This window comes from Kitasatospora sp. NPDC050463, from assembly GCF_040655255.1.
In the GTDB taxonomy this organism is placed as follows: Bacteria; Actinomycetota; Actinomycetes; order Streptomycetales; family Streptomycetaceae; genus Kitasatospora.
Genome location: NZ_JBFAJO010000058.1, coordinates 1 through 18,037 on the forward strand (window position 1 = coordinate 1; position 18,037 = coordinate 18,037).

General features: G+C 73.2%; 18 protein-coding genes. 5 read left to right on the top strand and 13 right to left on the bottom strand.

Annotated features, from left to right (window positions below):
• Window positions 1–89: 89 nt before the first annotated feature.
• From AB0J08_RS29700 to AB0J08_RS29745, 10 genes are all read right to left on the bottom strand, one after another.
• The gene (locus AB0J08_RS29700; protein ID WP_360640919.1) at window positions 90–995 is read right to left on the bottom strand and encodes an ABC transporter permease; all 906 of its coding nucleotides are present in this window, start codon (window positions 993–995) and stop codon (window positions 90–92) included.
• On the bottom strand, window positions 982–1,785 hold the full coding sequence (locus tag AB0J08_RS29705; RefSeq protein WP_360640921.1) for an ABC transporter ATP-binding protein: 804 nt from the start codon (window positions 1,783–1,785) through the stop codon (window positions 982–984). The genes AB0J08_RS29700 and AB0J08_RS29705 overlap by 14 nt, the downstream gene beginning before the upstream one ends.
• Before the next feature lie 264 nt (window positions 1,786–2,049).
• Complete coding sequence (locus AB0J08_RS29710; protein WP_360640923.1) at window positions 2,050–3,222, bottom strand: aliphatic sulfonate ABC transporter substrate-binding protein; 1,173 nt, start codon at window positions 3,220–3,222, stop codon at window positions 2,050–2,052.
• Window positions 3,223–3,487: 265 nt separating this feature from the next.
• On the bottom strand, window positions 3,488–4,813 hold the full coding sequence (locus AB0J08_RS29715) for a GTP-binding protein (protein ID WP_360640925.1): 1,326 nt from the start codon (window positions 4,811–4,813) through the stop codon (window positions 3,488–3,490).
• Window positions 4,813–5,745, bottom strand: a complete 933-nt coding sequence (gene cysD / locus AB0J08_RS29720) for a sulfate adenylyltransferase subunit CysD (RefSeq protein WP_360640978.1) — start codon at window positions 5,743–5,745, stop codon at window positions 4,813–4,815. Before cysD ends, AB0J08_RS29715 begins: the two co-directional genes overlap by 1 nt.
• 17 nt (window positions 5,746–5,762) lie before the next feature.
• Complete coding sequence (gene cysC / locus AB0J08_RS29725; RefSeq protein WP_360640979.1) at window positions 5,763–6,344, bottom strand: adenylyl-sulfate kinase; 582 nt, start codon at window positions 6,342–6,344, stop codon at window positions 5,763–5,765.
• 84 nt (window positions 6,345–6,428) lie between these two features.
• The gene (locus AB0J08_RS29730) at window positions 6,429–7,130 is read right to left on the bottom strand and encodes a phosphoadenylyl-sulfate reductase (RefSeq protein ID WP_360640927.1); all 702 of its coding nucleotides are present in this window, start codon (window positions 7,128–7,130) and stop codon (window positions 6,429–6,431) included.
• The gene (locus tag AB0J08_RS29735; RefSeq protein ID WP_360640929.1) at window positions 7,111–7,308 is read right to left on the bottom strand and encodes a hypothetical protein; all 198 of its coding nucleotides are present in this window, start codon (window positions 7,306–7,308) and stop codon (window positions 7,111–7,113) included. Before AB0J08_RS29735 ends, AB0J08_RS29730 begins: the two co-directional genes overlap by 20 nt.
• Complete coding sequence (locus AB0J08_RS29740) at window positions 7,305–9,029, bottom strand: nitrite/sulfite reductase (RefSeq protein ID WP_360640931.1); 1,725 nt, start codon at window positions 9,027–9,029, stop codon at window positions 7,305–7,307. The genes AB0J08_RS29735 and AB0J08_RS29740 overlap by 4 nt, the downstream gene beginning before the upstream one ends.
• A 198-nt stretch (window positions 9,030–9,227) precedes the next feature.
• The gene (locus AB0J08_RS29745; RefSeq protein WP_329492070.1) at window positions 9,228–9,311 is read right to left on the bottom strand and encodes a putative leader peptide; all 84 of its coding nucleotides are present in this window, start codon (window positions 9,309–9,311) and stop codon (window positions 9,228–9,230) included.
• Between the two features lie 177 nt (window positions 9,312–9,488).
• Between AB0J08_RS29745 and AB0J08_RS29750 the strand changes: the two genes are divergently transcribed.
• Window positions 9,489–10,778, top strand: a complete 1,290-nt coding sequence (locus tag AB0J08_RS29750; RefSeq protein ID WP_360640933.1) for a YihY/virulence factor BrkB family protein — start codon at window positions 9,489–9,491, stop codon at window positions 10,776–10,778.
• A 373-nt stretch (window positions 10,779–11,151) separates the two neighbouring features.
• Window positions 11,152–12,210, top strand: coding sequence for a ribosome small subunit-dependent GTPase A (gene rsgA, locus AB0J08_RS29755; RefSeq protein WP_360640980.1), 1,059 nt, complete (start codon window positions 11,152–11,154; stop codon window positions 12,208–12,210).
• A gap of 104 nt (window positions 12,211–12,314) precedes the next feature.
• On the opposite strand, the gene AB0J08_RS29760 is transcribed toward rsgA, so the two are convergent.
• Entirely contained in the window at window positions 12,315–12,770 is a 456-nt protein-coding gene (locus tag AB0J08_RS29760) for an ASCH domain-containing protein (protein ID WP_360640935.1), read from the bottom strand.
• Between the two features lie 188 nt (window positions 12,771–12,958).
• Between AB0J08_RS29760 and AB0J08_RS29765 the strand changes: the two genes are divergently transcribed.
• Both AB0J08_RS29765 and AB0J08_RS29770 read left to right on the top strand, forming a co-directional pair.
• Window positions 12,959–14,479 (top strand): AlkA N-terminal domain-containing protein, encoded by a 1,521-nt coding sequence (locus tag AB0J08_RS29765; protein WP_360640937.1) that lies wholly within the window; start codon window positions 12,959–12,961, stop codon window positions 14,477–14,479.
• Window positions 14,476–14,985: a methylated-DNA--[protein]-cysteine S-methyltransferase gene (locus tag AB0J08_RS29770; RefSeq protein ID WP_360640939.1), complete on the top strand. Its 510-nt coding sequence runs from the start codon at window positions 14,476–14,478 to the stop codon at window positions 14,983–14,985. Before AB0J08_RS29765 ends, AB0J08_RS29770 begins: the two co-directional genes overlap by 4 nt.
• Window positions 14,986–15,008: 23 nt before the next feature.
• Here AB0J08_RS29770 and AB0J08_RS29775 read toward each other — a convergent pair whose 3' ends face one another.
• A complete protein-coding gene (locus AB0J08_RS29775; RefSeq protein WP_360640941.1) occupies window positions 15,009–15,542 on the bottom strand; it encodes a GNAT family N-acetyltransferase in 534 nt (177 codons plus the stop codon).
• A gap of 105 nt (window positions 15,543–15,647) precedes the next feature.
• Window positions 15,648–16,238 (bottom strand): MarR family winged helix-turn-helix transcriptional regulator, encoded by a 591-nt coding sequence (locus AB0J08_RS29780; RefSeq protein WP_360640943.1) that lies wholly within the window; start codon window positions 16,236–16,238, stop codon window positions 15,648–15,650.
• A 315-nt stretch (window positions 16,239–16,553) separates the two neighbouring features.
• Between AB0J08_RS29780 and AB0J08_RS29785 the strand changes: the two genes are divergently transcribed.
• Complete coding sequence (locus AB0J08_RS29785) at window positions 16,554–17,990, top strand: MFS transporter (RefSeq protein WP_360640944.1); 1,437 nt, start codon at window positions 16,554–16,556, stop codon at window positions 17,988–17,990.
• The last annotated feature ends 47 nt before the right edge of the window (window positions 17,991–18,037 follow it).

An 18,037-nucleotide genomic window follows, 5' to 3' on the forward strand; every position in this document is an offset into this window, starting at 1 on the left:
CGAGCCCATCTGATCGACGCCTGCCTCACCGAGACCGGACTGATCATGGACGGCTGAGCTCAGCAACAGCCGACATCACGCAATCAAGTTCAGTAGCGGGAGCCGGCCAGCAGGCCGCGGTTGCGCAGCACCCGGCGCTCCAGCGGAGCGAAGAGCAGGAGGTCGATGGCGATGCCGACGAACAGGATGAGGATGATGCCGAGGAGGACGCCGGACATGCTGGCCGACTCCCGCTGGTTCTCCAGAAACCGGCCCAGGCCCAGGCCCAGATCGGGGGAGGAGGCGACGAGTTCGGCGGCCATCAGCGAGCGCCAGGAGAACGCCCAGCCCTGCTTGAGGCCGGCCAGGTAGCCGGGGAGGGCGGCCGGCAGCAGGATGTGGCGGGCGTTCGACAGGCCGGTGGCGCCCAGGGTGCGGCCGGCCCGGAGGAACAGCGGCGGCACCTGGTCGATGCCGGCCACCAGGCCGTTGGCGATGGACGGGACGGCGCCGAGCAGGATGACGGTGTACATCATCGAGTCGTTGATGCCGAGCCAGATGACGGCGGCCGGCACCCAGGCGACCGAGGGCAGCGACTGCAGGCCGGAGAGCACCGGCCCGAGGGCGGCCCGGACCGGCTTGACCCGGGCGACCAGCAGGCCGATCGGCGTGCCGATCACGACCGCGATCAGGAAGCCCGATATGCCGCGCCAGACGCTCGTCCAGATGATGCTGAAGAGCGTCCCGGCCTCCCAGAGCTCGACCAGCGAGTCCCAGACGTCGGCCGGGCTGGGCAGCTTGTACGAGGAGGTCAGTTCGAGGCTGTAGGCGCCCTGCCAGACCGCCAGCACGAGCAGCAGCCCCAGCAGCGGGGGCAGGGCCTTCGTCCGCAGGATCTCGCCGAGCGGCACGCGCCGAACCTGGACGGCGTCCAGCGCGTCCAGTCCGGCCCCGACGTCGGCGATGTCCTCCGGCCGCTCCTTGGCCAGGGTGGTGGTGCTGTCAGTGCTGGCCATGGCGGCGGATCTCCCCACGAAGTTCTTCGGTGATCTCGATGGACAGGTCGGCGACGCCGGAGGACTCGATCCGGCGCGGCTGCGGCAGGTCGATCCGCCACTCACGGGCGACCCGGCCGGGGCGGGAGGAGAGCAGCACCACGCGCTGGGCGAGCCGGACGGCCTCCCGCACGTTGTGCGTGACGAACAGGACGGAGAGCTGTCGCTCGGCCCAGATCCGGGTGATCTCGTTGTGCAGCACGTCCCGGGTGATGGCGTCGAGCGCGGCGAACGGCTCGTCCATCAGCAGCACCGAGGCGCCCTGGGCGAGTGCGCGGGCGAGCGCGACGCGCTGGCGCATGCCGCCGGAGAGCTCGTGCACGCGCTTGCCGTAGGAGCCGCCCAGGCGGACGAGTTCGAGCAGCCGCTCGGCCTCGGGCCTGCGCTCGGGGCGGGGCACGCCGGCGAGCTTGAGCGCGAGTTCGATGTTCCTGCCGGCGGTGAGCCAGGGGAACAGCGCGTGCTCCTGGAACATCAGCGCGGGGCGACCGCCGGCCACCTCGATCGACCCCGCGGTGGGCTTGTCGAGACCGGCGACCAGGTTGAGCAGGGTGGACTTGCCGCAGCCCGAGGCGCCGAGCAGCGTGACGAACTCGCCGGGCGCGACATCGAGGGTGATGTCGTCCAGGACGTGCGTCTGGGCGCCCGGGCGGCCGAAGGACTTGTGCACGTGCGAGATCCGGACGGCGGGCGAGCCGCCGCGGGTGTCGACGCCGGTGGCGTCGTCCGAGGTGGTCAGTGCCGGGGTCATCCGGGCACCTCCTGCATCTGGGTGCACCTCCCAGCCGGGGCCGGGGGCGGTCATGGCCCCTCCTGCCGGTGGACGGGCGAGGAGGGCGGGGTGGTGAAGGTTCGGGGCCGGGGTCCGGCCCCGCCCGTCCCGTGTGCTCGGGGCGTCGATCGGGCATCGACCGGGCATCGACCGGGAGGGCGGGGAGCCGGACCGCGGGGCTTGGGTGCGGCGGGGCTCGCGGCGGCGCGGCGGGGTACGGCGGCCGGCGCGGTGCCGCCGTGGTTACTTGGTGCCGAGCCCGGCGTCCGCCACCGGGCTCTGGTTCTTCTCCTTGAGCACCTTGTTGAGCGGCGTCAGGTCGTAGATCCCGGCCAGGTTCGGCTTCTTGAGCAGACCGGCGGTGACGGCGTGGTCGGCCTCGGCCTGCAGGGTGTTGGCCAGCGGGTCGTCCAGGAAGTCGATGTCGGCCCAGGCCGGGTCGAGGATCTCCGGCGGCAGCGCGTTGCCGGCCTCCTTCTTGATGGCCTCGTTGGCGTCGGCCTTGGCCTTGTCCGGGTTGGCCTTGATGAAGGCGTTGGTGTTCACCGAGGCGCGCAGTACGGCCTCCACCACGTCGGCGTGCTCCTTGAGGAACTTCTGCGAGACGATGATGTTGGTGATCACGAACTTCTTGTCCGGCCAGACGTCCTTCTCGTTGAGCAGGACCTTCGCGCCGAGGGTGACCAGCTTGGAGGCGGTCGGCTCCGGTACCCAGGCGCCGTCGATCGAGCCGGAGCTGTACGCGTCCGGGGTGACCTTGTTGTCGGTCCGCACGACGGAGACGTCCCCGGCGCCGGTGTCGGGGTTGACCTTCAGGCCCTTGCCCGCCAGGTAGTTGAGCAGCGCCACGTCCTGGGTGTTGCCGCGCTGGGGGGTGGCGATCTTCTTGCTCCTGAGGTCGTCCAGGCTCTGGACCTTCTCGGGGTTGACCACCAACTTGACGCCGCCGGAGGCCGAGCCGCTGATGATCTTGAGCGACTCGCCGTTGGACTGGGTGTAGCCGTTGATCGCGGGGGAGGGGCCGATCCAGCCGATGTCGATGGAGCCGGCGTTCAGCGCCTCGATCTCGGCCGGGCCCGCGTTGAAGACCTGGGTCCTGATCTGGGTGGCGCCCAGCTCCTTCTGGAAGAGGCCCTCCTGGAGCCCGACCAGCGGGGTGCCGTGGGTCAGGTTGGCGAAGTAGCCGATCTTGACCGTGTCGGCGGAGAGCTTCACCCCGGAGGCGGAACCGGCCGCGGCCGCCGCGGTGTCGGGCTTGGTGTCCTCGCTCTTCGAGCCGTAGCCGCAGGCGGAGAGCAGTGCCACGGCGGTGAGGCCGGAGACGGCGGCCACGGCGGAGCGTCTGATCCGGCCGGCGGCGGGGCGTGCGGGGCTATGCGTGTCGGCGGAGTGCGGAAGTGCCTGGTTCGGTGCCATGGGCGAAGTCCTGTTCACGGACGGACCGCCAGTGGGCGGTCCCGGGCGGGAAGGTCGGGTCGGGCTCGCGGCATCGGGGGATGCCGGGCAAGCCGGGTCGGTGCGCTGCACCAGCTGTGGGGCGGGACAGCGGCGGCCCGGTGACAGGGCTCTGGTCAGCCCTGTCGGCCCACACATCGGGTCAGGCCGCCCTGGCCGCTGCCGAGGACGCCGCTGCCGATGCGGCCGCCTTCCTTGTCCATGCCCGAGAACGCCTCGCTGGGCATCAGACCCAGTCCTCCTCTTCGGGTGCGTCGGGTGTGTCGGTGCGTACGGTGTCGAAGGCCTCGCCCGCCATGCCGGCGGTGAGGGTGGTGCCGTCGGCCGGGTCGATCAGCAGGAACGAGCCGGTCCGGCGGTTCTCGCCGTAGCCGTCGAGCGCCAGCGGCTCGGCGGTGCGCAGCACCACGTGGCCGAGGTCGTTGACGCTCAACCCCTCGGCGCCGGAGCGCTGTTCGAGGGTGTCGATGTCGATCCGGTAGGAGATCTCCTTGACCAGCGCGCGCACGGTGCGGGTGGTGTGCTTGAGCAGCACCTTGTCGCCGGCGCGCAGCGGGCGCTCGTTGAGGTGGCTGACCGTGGCCTCGATGTCCTTGGTGGGCACCGGGGCCGGTCCGGCCGCGATCAGGTCGCCGCGGGAGATGTCGATGTCGTCGGCGAGACGGACGGTGACCGACTGGGGGGCCCACGCGAGGTCCGTCTCCCTGCCGAGTGCGTCGATTCCGGCGACGGTGGTGGTGTGGCCGGAGGGCAGCACGGTCACCCGGTCGCCGACCCGCAGCACGCCGGAGGCCAACTGCCCCGCGTAGCCGCGGTAGTCGGGGTGCTCGTCGCTCTGCGGGCGGATCACGTACTGGACCGGGAAGCGGGCCGGCTGGAGGCTCGGGTCGGTCCCGACGGGGACGGTCTCCAGGTGCTCCAGCAGGGTCGGGCCGCCGTACCAGTCCATGTGGGCGGACGGCTCGACCACGTTGTCGCCGGCGAGCGCGGAGATCGGGACGGCGACCACGTCCTTGACGCCCAGCGAGGCCGCGTAGGCGGTGAACTCCTCGGCGATGGCGGCGAAGACGGGCTCCGCGTACTCGACCAGGTCCATCTTGTTGACGGCCAGCACGACGTGCGGCACGCGCAGCAGCGCGGCGACGGCGGCGTGCCGGCGGGTCTGCTCGACGACGCCGTTGCGGGCGTCGACCAGCACGACGGCGAGTTCGGCGGTGGAGGCGCCGGTCACCATGTTGCGGGTGTACTGCACGTGCCCGGGGGTGTCGGCGAGGATGAACCGCCGGCGGGGCGTGGCGAAGTAGCGGTACGCGACGTCGATGGTGATGCCCTGCTCGCGCTCGGCCCGCAGGCCGTCGGTGAGCAGCGCGAGGTCGGGCGCTTCCTGGCCGCGGCTCAGGGAGGCGCGCTCGACGGCCTCCAACTGGTCGGCGAGCACCGACTTGGAGTCGTGCAGCAGGCGGCCGACCAGGGTGGACTTGCCGTCGTCGACGGAGCCGGCGGTGGCGAAGCGCAGCAGGGAGGTGGCGCTGTTCTCGGTGGTGGTGCTCATTAGAAGTATCCCTCGCGCTTGCGGTCTTCCATCGCGGCCTCGGAGAGCTTGTCGTCGGCCCGGGTGGCGCCGCGTTCGGTGAGGCGGCTGGCGGCGATCTCGGCGATGACGGCGCGGATGTCGGTGGCGTCGGAGTCGACGGCGCCGGTGCAGGACATGTCGCCGACCGTGCGGTAGCGGATCAGGCGCCGCTCGACCGGCTCGTGCTCCTTGGGGCCGCCCCACTCACCGGCGGTCAGCCACATGCCGCTGCGGGAGAAGACGTCGCGCTCGTGCGCGTAGTAGATCTCGGGGAGCTCGATGCCCTCGCGCTCGATGTACTGCCAGACGTCCAGCTCGGTCCAGTTGGAGAGCGGGAAGACGCGCACGTGCTCGCCGACCGCGTGCCGGCCGTTGTACAGCGACCAGAGCTCGGGGCGCTGGCGGCGAGGGTCCCAGGCGCCGAACTCGTCGCGCAGCGAGAAGACGCGCTCCTTGGCGCGCGCCTTCTCCTCGTCGCGGCGGCCGCCCCCGAAGACGGCGTCGAAGCGGTTGCCCTCGATGGCGTCCAGCAGCGGGACGGTCTGCAGCGGGTTGCGGGTGCCGTCGGGGCGCTCGCGCAGCCGGCCGTCGTCGATGAAGTCCTGGACGTGGGCGACGTGCAGGCGAAGGTTGTGCTTCGCGGCCACCCGGTCGCGGTACTCGATGACCTCGGGGAAGTTGTGGCCGGTGTCGACGTGCAGCAGCGAGAACGGGACGGCGGCCGGCCAGAAGGCCTTGAGCGCCAGGTGCAGCATGACGATGGAGTCCTTGCCGCCGGAGAACAGGATCACCGGGCGCTCGAACTCCCCCGCGACCTCGCGGAAGATGTGCACCGACTCGGCCTCCAACGCGTCCAGGTGGGACAGCGCGAAGGGCCCCCCGGAGTTGTCGGGGTCGTCGGTGTGGACCAGGTCGTCGGTCGCGGTGGTCACGCGAGACCCCTCTCGGTCAGGAAGGCGTGGAGTTCGGCGGCGCTCTCGGCCACCTCGCGGCCCTGGGTCTGCAGCCGCAGCTCCGGGTCCGCGGGGGCCTCGTACGGGTCGTCGACGCCGGTCAGGCCGGAGATCTCACCGGCCGCCTGCTTGGCGTACAGCCCCTTGACGTCACGCTCTGCGCAGAGCTCGACGGGGGTGGCGACGTGGATCTCCAGGAATTCGGTGCCACGGGCGGCGTGTCGCTCGCGGACCGCCGCGCGGGAGTCCTCGTACGGGGCGATCACCGGGGCGAGCACCTTGACGCCGTTGGCGGCGAGCTTCTCGGCGACGAAGCCGATCCTGGTGACGTTGGTGTGCCGGTCCTCGCGGGTGAAGCCGAGGCCCTTGGAGAGGAACTCGCGGATCTCGTCGCCGTCCAGGACCTCGACCCGGTGGCCCTCGGCGCGCAGCCGCTCGGCCAGGGCGAAGGCGAGCGTGGTCTTGCCGGCGCTCGGGAGTCCGGTCAGCCACACGGTGGCGCCGCGCTCGCAGGGGCCGGCCGCGGGGGCCGCCTCTGCGGCTCCGTCGGCGGCCAGGGTGGTGGCTGTGCTCACGGTGAGGTCTCCAGACGGGTAGTGACGGTGGATCGGTGGTGACGGCAGGTCAGACGTGAGGGCGGGTCAGAGGTGGATGCCGCACTCGGTCTTGCCGGAGCCGGACCAGCGGCCGGCCCGGGCGTCCTCGCCCTCCTCCGGCTTGCGGGTGCACGACAGCGGCGAGCAGCCGACCGAGGTGTAGCCCTCCCACAGCAGCGGGTTGAGCAGGACGCCGTTGGCGTTGACGTAGGAGTCCACGTCCTCCTGCGTCCAGCGGGCGATCGGGGCGATCTTGACCTTGCGGCGCTTGGCGTCCCAGGCGACCACCGGGGTGCCGGCCCGGGTGGGCGACTCGTCGCGGCGCAGCCCGGTGGCCCAGGCGTCGTAGCCGGCGAGCCCGCGGTTCAGCGGCTCGACCTTCCGCAGCGAGCAGCAGAGGTCCGGGTCGCGGTCGTGCAGCTCGGGCCCGTACTGGGCGTCCTGCTCGGCCACCGTCTGCAGCGGCTTGAGGGTGATGACGTTGACCGGCATCACCGCGGCCACCGCGTCCCGGGTGCCGATGGTCTCCGGGAAGTGGTAGCCGGTGTCCAGGAACACCACGTCCACGCCGGGGAGGACCGAGGACGCGAGGTGGGCGACGACCGCGTCCTCCATCGAGGAGGTGACGCAGAACCGCCGGCCGAAGGTGTCGGCGGCCCAGGTCAGGATCTCCTGCGGGGTCGCCTCCTCCAGCTCGCGGCCGGCGGCGGTCGCGATCGCCTCGTAGTCAGCCGTCGTGCCGGTCATGTGACGTACCCCCGTGAGTCGCCGTACTTCCGTTGGCCGTCGACAGCAGGCCGAGGAACTTCAACTGGAAGGCCCGGCGGCAGCCGTGGCACTCCCAGGCACCGTGCCCGGCCTCGGAGGGGCGCAGGTCCTCGTCGCCGCAGTAGGGGCAGAAGAAGGGTGCCGCTCGCTCGCTCACGACAGCTGCTCCTCGCCGGCCCGGGCGGCCCACTGGGCGAAGCGCTCGCCCTCGGCGCGGTCGGCCTGGTAGCGGGTCAGGACGCGCTCGACGTAGTCCGGCAGGCCGTCCTTGGTGACCTTGAGGCCGCGGACCTTGCGGCCGAAGCCGGCCTCCAGCCCGAGCGCGCCGCCCAGGTGCACCTGGTAGCCCTCGACCTGCTCGCCGTTCTCGTCGGTCACCAGCTGGCCCTTGAGACCGATGTCGGCGACCTGGATGCGGGCGCAGGCGTTCGGGCAGCCGTTGATGTTGATGGTCAGCGGCTCCTCGAAGTCCGGCAGGCGCTTCTCCAGCTCGTCGATGAGCGTGCGGCCGCGCTCCTTGGTCTCGACGATGGCGAGCTTGCAGTACTCGATGCCGGTGCAGGCCATGGTGCCGCGGCGGAAGGGCGAGGGGGTGACGCGCAGGTCCAGCGCCTCCAGGCCGGCCACCAGCGACTCGACCCGGTCCTCGGCGATGTCGAGGACGAGCATCTTCTGCTCGGCGGTGGTGCGCAGCCGGTCGCTGCCGTGGGCGGCGGCGAGGTCGGCGATCTGCCCGAGCAGGGCGCCGTTCACCCGGCCGACCCGCGGCGCGAAGCCGACGTAGTAGTTTCCGTCCTTCTGCCGGTGCACTCCGACGTGGTCGCGCCAGCGGCCGCTGGGCTCCTTCGGCGCGGGCCCGTCGACCAGCTGGTACTTGAGGTACTCGTCCTCCAGCACCTGGCGGAACTTCTCCACGCCCCAGTCGGCGACCAGGAACTTCAGCCGGGCGCGGTTGCGCAGCCGGCGGTAGCCGTAGTCGCGGAAGATGCCGATGACACCGCCGTAGACGTCCGCGACCTCGTCCAGCGGGACCCACGCGCCCAGGCGGACGCCGAGCTTGGGGTTGGTGGAGAGGCCGCCGCCGACCCAGAGGTCGAAGCCGGGGCCGTGCTCGGGGTGTTCGACGCCGACGAAGGCGATGTCGTTGATCTCGTGCGCGACGTCCAGCAGCGGGGAGCCGGAGACGGCGGACTTGAACTTGCGCGGCAGGTTGGAGAAGTCCTTGTTGCCGATGAAGCGGCGCTGGATCTCGTCGATGGCGGGGGTGCCGTCGATGATCTCGTCCTCGGCGATGCCGGCCACCGGGGAGCCGAGGATGACGCGCGGGGTGTCGCCGCAGGCCTCGGTGGTGGACAGGCCGACGGCCTCCAGCTTCTGCCAGATCGCGGGGACGTCCTCGATCCGGATCCAGTGGTACTGGACGTTCTGCCGGTCGGTCAGGTCGGCGGTGCCCCGGCCGTACAGCTCGGAGACCTCGGCGATCGCCTTGAGCTGGGCGACGGTCAGCCGGCCGCCGTCGATGCGGACGCGGAGCATGAAGAACTCGGCGTCCAGCTCGTGCGGGTCCAGGATCGCGGTCTTGCCGCCGTCGATGCCCTCCTTGCGCTGGGTGTAGAGACCCCACCAGCGCATCCGGCCGCGCAGGTCGGCCGGGTCGATCGAGTCGAAGCCGCGCTTCGAATAGATCGTCTCAATACGTGTCCGCACATTGAGACCGTCGTCGTCCTTCTTGAACTGCTCGTTGGCGTTCAGAGGAGTGAAGTGGCCCATGCCCCACTGGCCCTCACCGCGGTGGCGGGTCACCTTGCGAGGCGCGGCGGGGCGGCGCGCCTCGGCGCGGTCGGCCGTCGGCTCGGCGGTCTCGGGGGTGGTGGCCATGGTGAAGTCCTTCGGGGCAGGTGGCTCTGACGCCGGGTGGGTCGCTGGGCGTGCTCGGCCCGGTGCTACTGCTGTGACCTGCGGGTTTCTCAAGGCCGGGAGAGCAGTGACCGTGGCCGGGCGGGCGCCTGCGCATCCTCTTCGGCGGGGATGGCGAGGTGGTGGCGCCGGGTGCGGTGGGTGGCGGCGGGGTGGGGCTCAGATCACCGGACAGATGGCGCTGGACACGCGAAGGAGATCGACGTGGAGTCGACCTACTAGGGTGGTTCCGGCGCTAGGCATGGCAAGAGATTCGCACGGCGCACGACGCGAGGTCCACTAACGTCCGTATTGTGGACGCAAAGGTTTCGCATTCCGAGATGCCGTGACGTTCCCGCCGCTCCCCGGATCGGACCGCTGTCGACCGGTCAGCGACACGGGAGATCAACGGACCTGCCCCGGCCCGATACCGTTAGGCCTGTGCAAGCAGCAGGCGAAACGACGAGACCCAACCCGGAGCGGCCCTCCCGTCGTCGGGGCAAGGGCTCCCGGCGGGCGGCCAAGCAGGTCACCTGGCGCAGTACGGCCTGGGCGCTGGTCAAGGACACCACCAACACCTGCGTCGAGTACCGGGTCACCGGCCTCGCGGCGGAGGCGGCGTTCTTCACCCTGCTGTCCATTCCGCCGCTGCTGCTCTGCCTGGCCGGCACCCTCGGGTACCTGGACGAGTTCCTCGGCGCCGGCACGATCGACAAGCTGAAGTCGGACATCGTCTCGGCAGCCGGGACGGTGCTCTCGGACTCGTCGATCAAACAGGTCGTCGTGCCGCTGCTGAACGACGTGTTCGACCACACCCGGCCCGACCTGATCTCGATCGGCTTCCTGCTCTCGCTCTGGTCCGGCTCACGGGCGCTCTACATCTTCATCGACACCATCACGGTGATGTACGGGCTCGACGGCAAGCGCGGCATCGTCAAGACCAGGCTGATGTCGCTCGGCCTCTACCTCGGCGCCCTGGTGATCGGTTCGCTGGTGCTGCCGCTGCTGATGGCCGGGCCCGGGCTGGTGCAGAACGCCGTGCCGGACCTCGCGACGCTGGTCAACGCCGCCTACTGGCCGGTGGCGATCCTGCTGCTGATCGTCTTCCTGACCACCCTGTACCACCTCGCCGTGCCCGTCTCCACGCCCTGGCGGGAGGACATCCCGGGCGCGCTGGTCGCGTTGGTGGTGCTGGTCGTCTGCAGCGTGGCCCTGCGCCTCTACCTGGTCAGCTCGGTCGAGGGCCCTTCGGTGTACGGCTCGCTGGCCGCGCCGGTGGCCGTGCTGCTCTGGATCTTCGTGGTCGCGCTCGCGGTACTGATCGGCGCCGCGATGAACGCCGCGATAGACCGCCGCTGGCCCACCCTGGAGACCGCCGACGCCCGCGCCGAGAACGAGCGAGCGCAGGAGGAGGCCGCCGCCGCGGTGGTCCGCGAGGTGGCCGCCCGGCGCGCCGTCGAGCGGGCCCGGCGGGCGCGCGAACTCGGCCTCGCCGAGGGCGCCGAGGAGGAGTACGCGGAGGAGGGCGAGGACGCCGACGCGCCCTCCGAGTACCCCGAGCGCTGGGCCGACGTGCTCGCCGCCGACAACCTCCGGGCCCGGCTCACCACCCGGGGCGGCCCGCACCACCGGCCGGCCCCGCCACCGCCGGACAGCGATCGGCCGACCGCGCCACCACCCGAGCGCACGCTGCCCGGCCACCCGCCGCGGCCGCCGTGGGACCAGCGCTGACGCGGTCCGGGCCGGGTGGGGACGCCGCGCCCGGCCACCGGTGGTCGGCCGCGCGGCGCGGGTGAAAAACCGGTTGGCAGGGTCGGGGGAGGCCGCTACGGTGTGAGCAGTTCGGTTCGGGGGCCGCTTTGCCGGCCCATGGAGAAGCAGGAGGTGAGCCTCGTGGCTGTCATTGCCGTCACGGCTGCCCTGGGCAGCGCTCGCATACACCACCTCTCCCTCCCGGCCGCCGGCTGACGACGCCTCTTCGCGCGCAGCCGTAGCCCGGCGGGATCACTTTCCTCCCGAAGGGCCCACCGCGTTGTTCAACGCTGCCTCCGTTCCGTCGTTCCCCCTCTCTTCTTCCGACCCGCTCGACTCCCTCGACCTCCCACTGGCCGGCTACGGCTGGACGGCCGAGTCCGAGGAGTCCTTCGCCCCGCTCGCCGAGGCCGGGCTGACGCCTGCCCGGATCGTCCGGGTCGACCGCGGCCAGTGCGACGTCGTCCTGGCCGACCCGGCGACCGGCGAGGTGCGCACCGTCCGGGCCGACACCCGGGCGGTCGGCGACGCCGACATGATCAACTGCCCCTGCACCGGCGACTGGGCGGCCGTCGACCTCGCGGCCGAGCCGATGCCGTCCGTCGCGGCCCTGCTGCCGCGTTCCACCGCGATCATCCGCAAGGTGGCCGGCAAGCGCTCGGACGGCCAGGTGCTGGCGGCCAACGTCGACACCGTGCTGATCGCCGCCTCGCTCGCCGCCGAGCCCGACCTCGGCCGGATCGAGCGCTTCCTCGCCCTGGCCTGGGAGTCCGGCGCCGAACCGGTGGTCGTGCTCACCAAGGCCGACCTGGTGGACGACGCCGACTTCATCCGGTCCGACGTCGAATCCATCGCGCCCGGCGTCACGGTGCTGGTGGTCAGCGCCGAGACCGGCGAGGGGGTGGACGTGCTGCGCGCCTGCACGCCCGGCACCACCGCCGTGATCGGGCAGTCCGGCGTCGGCAAGTCCACCCTGACCAACGTGCTGGCCGGCGCCGACGTGATGGCCGTTCAGCAGGCCCGCGCGGTCGACCAGAAGGGCCGCCACACCACGACCACCCGTGAGCTGACCCTGCTGCCCGGCGGCGGCGTGCTGATCGACACGCCCGGCCTGCGCGAGGTCGGCCTCTACGGTGGCGAGGGCGTGGCGATGGCCTTCTCCGACATCGAGGAGCTGGCCGAGGGCTGCCGCTTCCACGACTGCGGCCACCACACCGAGCCCGGCTGCGCGGTGCAGGCCGCGCTGGCCGACGGCACGCTCCCGCAACGGCGGATGGACAGCTACCTCAAGCTCCAGCGCGAGAGCGAGTGGATCGCCTCCCGTTCGGACGCCCGGCTGGCCTCGGCCCGGTTGAAGAAGTGGAAGGTCATCACCAAGTCGGTGCGCGCCCGGGGCACCGTGAAGCCGTGACGGCGGACGGGCCGGGCGGCGCGGCTCGACGACGCACCCTGGCGGACGGCGACGGCGCGGGGTGACCGGGCGCGGGTGGGGGTGACGTGCGGTGGTCTGCCGGGTCAGCGCAGATCGGCCACCAGGCGGAACCGCTCCAGGACGACGGGCGTGGAGTCGTCCACGGTGAAGCCCTGGTCCCCGAGGGCGGCGCGCATCTGGTCGCTGTGCCAGAACCGCTCATGGCCGGAGCGCCACTCGGCCACCGTCGCGTAGCCCTCGCCCTCGTCCAGGGCGTGCCGGAGGTCGACCCCGGCGAGCGGGACGACCCGGACGTCGGTCGTCTCCGTCACCGCGACCACCCGGCCGTCCGAGTCGATCACCGCGGAGCGCACGCCCACCCGCGGCAGCGGGTCGCCCGCGTGCTCGTAGTCGGCGAGCAGACCGGTGGTGCTGGTCTTGGCGCCGCTCAGCACGGCGGCGACCAGCTGGTCGCGCAGCGGCCCGGGGAAGGCGAACTCCCCGACCGGGAGCGCGGTGACCCGGGGGTCGTCCGGACCGCTGTACGGCTGCTCACTCATGGGGGCTCCTGCTCCTGTCGGGACGGACGGGTCGGTGGTCGGGCGTCGGTCAGCGTAACCGTCGGCCGGTCGAGGAGGCGCGTGGTTTTCGGGCGACGTCCGGGCCCGGCGACGGCGCCGGCCGGGCCCCGACGCCCGTGTCCGATATCCGCCAGTCGACCGGCCGTCGGTGCCGCAGACTGGACAGCGTGATCGACGACGACATCCGGTACCGAGCCGTGGACAGCCGGGACGCCCGCTTCGACGGCGTCTTCTTCACAGCCGTCACCTCGACCGGCATCTACTGCCGACCGAGCTGCCCCGCGGTGACCCCCAAGCGCGTCAACTGCACCTTCTACCCCAGCGCCGCTGCCGCGCAGGGCGCCGGCTTCCGCGCGTGCCGGCGCTGCCGCCCCGACGCGGTGCCCGGCTCGCCCGAGTGGAACCACCGTGCCGACCTGGTCGGCCGCGCGATGCGGCTGATCGGCGACGGCGTCGTGGACCGCGAGGGCGTCGCCGGCCTGGCCCAGCGCCTCGGGTACAGCTCCCGCCAGCTCCAGCGCCAGCTCACCGCCGAACTCGGCGCCGGGCCGATCGCGCTGGCCCGTGCCCGCCGCGCCCAGACCGCCCGGTTGCTGTTGCAGACCACCGAGCTGCCGGTCACCGAGATCGCCTTCGCGGCCGGGTTCGCGTCCGTCCGGCAGTTCAACGACACCGTCCGCGAGGTCTACGACCGCACGCCCAGCGGGCTGCGCGCCGAGGTCGCGTCGGGTCGGCGCACCGCGACCCCGGCCGGCGGCCTCACCCTGCGCCTGGCCTACCGGGGCGCGCTGGACAGCGACCACCTGATCGACTTCCTGGCCCTGCGCGCCGTCCCCGGCGTGGAGGAGGTGGTGCCCGGACCGCGCCCCGGCGTCCGTACCTACCGCCGGACCCTCGCGCTCCCGTACGGCCACGGCATCGCCGAGGTGGACGGGCTCGCGGCCGACGAACCGAGGACCCGGGGCTGGCTGGACTGCCGTCTCTTCCTGGCCGACCTGCGCGACCTGCCGACCGCCGTCCAGCGGCTGCGGATCCTGTTCGACCTGGACGCCGACCCGGACGCGGTGGACGGCCGGCTCGGCGGCGATCCGGTGCTCGGCGCGCTCGTCCGCGCCCGCCCCGGCCTGCGCTCGCCCGGCCACGTCGACCCGCACGAACTGGCCGTCCGCGCCGTCCTCGGCCAGCAGGTCACCGTCGGCGCCGCCCGCACCCTGGCCGGCCGGCTCGCCGAGAAGTACGGCACGGAGCTGCCGGAGCCGGACGGCGGGCTGCGGCTGCTCTTCCCGACCGCCGGCGCCCTGGCGGTGGCCGACCCCGAGGACTTCGCGATGCCGGCCGCCCGCCGACGGGCGCTCACCGGCCTCTGCGCGGCCCTGGCCGAGGGTGTCGTCCGGCTCGACGGCGGCGTCGACCGGGAGGAGGCGGCGGCGCAGCTGCTCGCTCTCCCCGGCATCGGGCCCTGGACCGTCGGCTACCTGCGGATGCGGGCCCTCGCCGACCCGGACGTCTTCCTGCCGAGCGACGTCGGCGTCCGCCACGGCCTCACCCGGCTCGGCGCCCCCGGCGATCCCAGAGCCGCCGACCGCGCCGCCGAGGCCTGGGCCCCCTGGCGCTCCTACGCCGTCCACCGGCTCTGGGCGGGCGCCACGACCGACATCAGCACTGGAACGGAGAACACCCGCGCATGAGCACCACCGTCTTCACCTTCATGGAGAGCCCGTTCGGCCGGCTGCTGCTCAGCGGCCTCCTGCCGGAGGACGGCGGACCGGCCGCCCTGGCCACCGTCACCGCGCCCGGTCAGAAGTACGCGCTCGCCGAGCCCGCCGACCACTGGGTCCACGACCCGGACGCCCTCACCGAGCCCGTGGCCCAGCTCACGGCCTACTTCGCCGGTGAGCGCACCACCTTCGACCTCCCGCTGGCCCCGATCGGCACCGAGTTCCGCCGGAGCGTGTGGGCAGCCCTGGACGACATCCCCTACGGCGAGACGGTCACCTACAGCCGGCTCGGCGAGCTGGCCGGCGCCTCGCCGAAGGCCGTCCGCGCGGTGGGCGGCGCCGTCGGCGCCAACCCGCTGCTCATCGTCCGGCCCTGCCACCGCGTCATCGGTGTCAGCGGCTCCCTCACCGGCTTCGCCGCCGGGGTGGACCGCAAGCGCTGGCTGCTGGAACTGGAGAGCGGCACGCTGTTCTGAGACCGGTCGGTCCCCGGCGGCGGCTACCCGAGGTCCGGGCGGAGGTCCACCCGCCAGTCGTTGCTGCGCATGGGGCGCCCGGGCGGGAACTCGAAGTCGGTCTCGCCGAGCAGGGTGAAGCCGGCCCTGCGGCAGACCGCGTTGGAGGCGGGGTTGGCCACGTCGGGGAAGGCGTGCAGGTGGCGGTGGCGGGCCTCGGCGCGGGCCGCGGCGACGGCGGCCCTGGTGGCGGCGACGGCGATGCCCCGGCCCTGGTGGGGCGGCAGGACGTTCCAGCCCATCTCGTGCACCGTCTCGCCCCGCCACGTCCGGGTGCCGTAGCCGACGGTGCCGACGGGCTCGCCGCCGGGGAGCAGGACGATGCGGTACATGCAGCCGAGGCCCGCGGGGACGAAGTCCAGGTAGCGGCGGTGCCGGGCGAGGAGCTGCCGCTCGCTCTCCGGGCCGCCGACGTGCTTCTTCATCTCCGGGGTGTTGACCCGGCGGAGCAGCGCGAGATCGGCGTCCGTCCAGGGCTCGATCCGCAGGTGGGGGGTGTCGGCACGGGGGGCTTCCATGTCCGGACGGTAGTCGTTTCCGGGGCCGGCCGCCTTCGAATATCCGGCGGGAGCACCGGCCGCGGGTACCGAGCCGCAGGTAACCGGCGCGGGTAACGGCCGGAGCTACCGGGGCGCGACCTGCTCCCCGGTCCCGGCCGGCTGCTCGGCCGGGACCGGGGAGGCCAGGGCACGGGCGAGCCGGTCGAGGGCGGGCAGCGCCTGCATGACGGCCTCGCGGTCGGTGGCGGTGAGGGTGCCGAGGGCGGTGGCGATGCGGCGCTCGTGGGCCTGCCGCCAGTCGTCCAGCTGGCGCAGGCCGGCCGGGGTGAGCGCGATCCGGGCGGTCCGGCGGTCGCCGGGGTCGGCCTGGCGGTCGACGAAGCCGGCCTCCAGCAGCTTGCCGACCAGACCGCTGACGGTGTTCGGGGCGAGTCGCTGGCGGGCGGCCAGTTCGCCGACCCGCAGCGGCGCGGCGGCGAGTGTCTGGAGGAGTTCGACCTGCGCCATCGGCAGGGACTCCCACGGGTAGTCGGTGCGGATGCTGCTGCGCAGGGCGCGGCGCAGCCGGGTCACCACGTCGGTCAGCCGTCGGGCGCGTTCGATCGCCGGTGCGGGCGGCTCCGCCGGGGCGCCGGAGTCGAGCCGGCCCCCGGGGTCGGTCGGGGCTCCGGCCGGCTCGGCGGCGGGGTCGGGTACGGGGGGTGACGACGGCATGGCGGACAGCGTAGCGCCTGGTGGCGGCCGCTCCGCCGGGCCGACCGCCCACCGGGTGCCCGCCGCCGCGCCCCGGTCGCGCCCCGGTCGCGCACCGCCGGTCGGCCGGACGGCGGTGCCCGGCCGGGGGCCGCTCACCGATCGAACACCGCTCACCGTTCGAGCACCGGGTCATCGATCGAACACCGGTCATCGGCTGCACGGGCGCACGCCGGGCACCGGGCCGTCGGCCGAGCTGGGTCTCGTACCCGGCCAAGGATCGTCCTCCGATCAGCTCGTAGAGAGAACATATCTGCATCCGATATATTTCGCCCCATGAACGCCACCGCCCTCGCCGCCCGGCTGCTCACCGAGCGACCCCGGCCGCGCGGCATCGCCGGGTGGCGCCACGCCCACTGGCTTGCCGTCGGCACCGTCTGCCTCGGAGCCTTCCTCGGGCAGCTGACCTCGGGCATCACCGCCCTCGTCCTCCCCGCCCTCGGGCAGCACTTCCGGGCCGACTTCGCGGCGGTCGAATGGGTCGCCCTGGCCTACCTGCTGGTGCTGGTGGCCCTGCTGGCCCCGGTCGGCCGGCTCTCCGACCTCGTCGGCCGCAAGACCGTGTACCTCGGCGGTTTCGCCGTCTTCGCGCTGGCCTCGCTCGGCGCCGGGTTCGCCGACAGCCTCGCCGCCCTGGTGGCCTGCCGGGCCGTCCAGGCGGTCGGTGGCGCGATGATGCAGGCCAACAGCGTCGCCCTGGTGGCGCGCGGCGTCCCCGGGCACGCGATGCGGCGGGCGCTGGGCATCCAGGCGGCCGCCCAGGGTCTCGGCCTGGCGCTCGGCCCGAGCCTCGGCGGCCTGCTGGTCGAACACGCCTCCTGGCGCTGGGTGTTCTGGATCAATGTGCCGATCGGCCTGTTCGGCATTCTGGCGGGCTGGTTCCTGCTCCCCCGGACCCGCGCCGAGGCATGGACCCCGCGCGCGGGCGGCGACGGCCGCTTCGACCTGGCCGGACTGCTGCTGCTCACCGGGGCGACCACCGCGCTGCTGCTCGCCCTCTCCACCGCCTCGGGCCTGCCGCTGCCCGCCTGGGGCGCGGTCGCTCTGCTGCTCGTCGCGGTGCTGCTCACACTCGGCCTGGTCCGCCGGGAGCGGCGGGCGGCCCGGCCGATCCTGGCACCGGGCCTGGTGAACACCCCGGGCGTGCGGCCCGGCCTGGCCGTCGCGCTGATCGGTTACCTGTTGTTGTTCTGCCCGCTGGTGCTCGGGCCGGTGCTGCTCACCGGGTCGGGTGTCCCGGTCCTACGGGCGGGCCTGGTGATCACCCTGCTCCCGGCCGCCTTCGCACTCGCCGCGACCGTCGGCGGCGGCCTGCTGCCCCGGGCCTGGTCGGACGTCACCCGGTGCCGGTTCGGTGCGGCCGTCGCGGGTGCCGGGCTGCTGCTCCTCGCCCTGCTGCCGGTGGGTGTCGCGACGGTCGCCGCCCCCCTGCTGGTCGCCGGGTACGGGCTGGGCCTGCTGCTGCCCGCCAACAACGCGCTGGTGATGCGGGCGATCCCGGCGGAGTGCTCGGCGGTCGGCGGGGGCATGGTCAACATGGCCCGCAGCCTCGGAACCGCGCTCGGCACCGCCCTGCCCGTCCTGGGCGTCCACCTGGCGGGCGCGGCGTCCGGCGGCCGGACGGTGCTGCTGGCGCTCGCCGCCGTCGCCGTGCTCGCGGTGGCGTTGGCCCGCCCGACCGCCCGACCGCCCGACCGCCCGGGCGCCGGGTGACCGTCGACGCCCGGCGCTCCGCTGCGCCACCCGCGCCGGTCCCGGCC

Coding starts and splice junctions, on each gene's coding strand:
- AB0J08_RS29700 (WP_360640919.1), bottom strand. CDS start 995: ATGGCCAGCACTGACAGCACCACCACCCTGGCCAAGGAGCGGCCGGAG.
- AB0J08_RS29705 (WP_360640921.1), bottom strand. CDS start 1,785: ATGACCCCGGCACTGACCACCTCGGACGACGCCACCGGCGTCGACACC.
- AB0J08_RS29710 (WP_360640923.1), bottom strand. CDS start 3,222: ATGGCACCGAACCAGGCACTTCCGCACTCCGCCGACACGCATAGCCCC.
- AB0J08_RS29715 (WP_360640925.1), bottom strand. CDS start 4,813: ATGAGCACCACCACCGAGAACAGCGCCACCTCCCTGCTGCGCTTCGCC.
- AB0J08_RS29730 (WP_360640927.1), bottom strand. CDS start 7,130: ATGACCGGCACGACGGCTGACTACGAGGCGATCGCGACCGCCGCCGGC.
- AB0J08_RS29740 (WP_360640931.1), bottom strand. CDS start 9,029: ATGGCCACCACCCCCGAGACCGCCGAGCCGACGGCCGACCGCGCCGAG.
- AB0J08_RS29745 (WP_329492070.1), bottom strand. CDS start 9,311: ATGCCTAGCGCCGGAACCACCCTAGTAGGTCGACTCCACGTCGATCTC.
- AB0J08_RS29760 (WP_360640935.1), bottom strand. CDS start 12,770: ATGAGTGAGCAGCCGTACAGCGGTCCGGACGACCCCCGGGTCACCGCG.
- AB0J08_RS29770 (WP_360640939.1), top strand. CDS start 14,476: ATGAGCACCACCGTCTTCACCTTCATGGAGAGCCCGTTCGGCCGGCTG.
- AB0J08_RS29775 (WP_360640941.1), bottom strand. CDS start 15,542: ATGGAAGCCCCCCGTGCCGACACCCCCCACCTGCGGATCGAGCCCTGG.
- AB0J08_RS29780 (WP_360640943.1), bottom strand. CDS start 16,238: ATGCCGTCGTCACCCCCCGTACCCGACCCCGCCGCCGAGCCGGCCGGA.
- AB0J08_RS29785 (WP_360640944.1), top strand. CDS start 16,554: ATGAACGCCACCGCCCTCGCCGCCCGGCTGCTCACCGAGCGACCCCGG.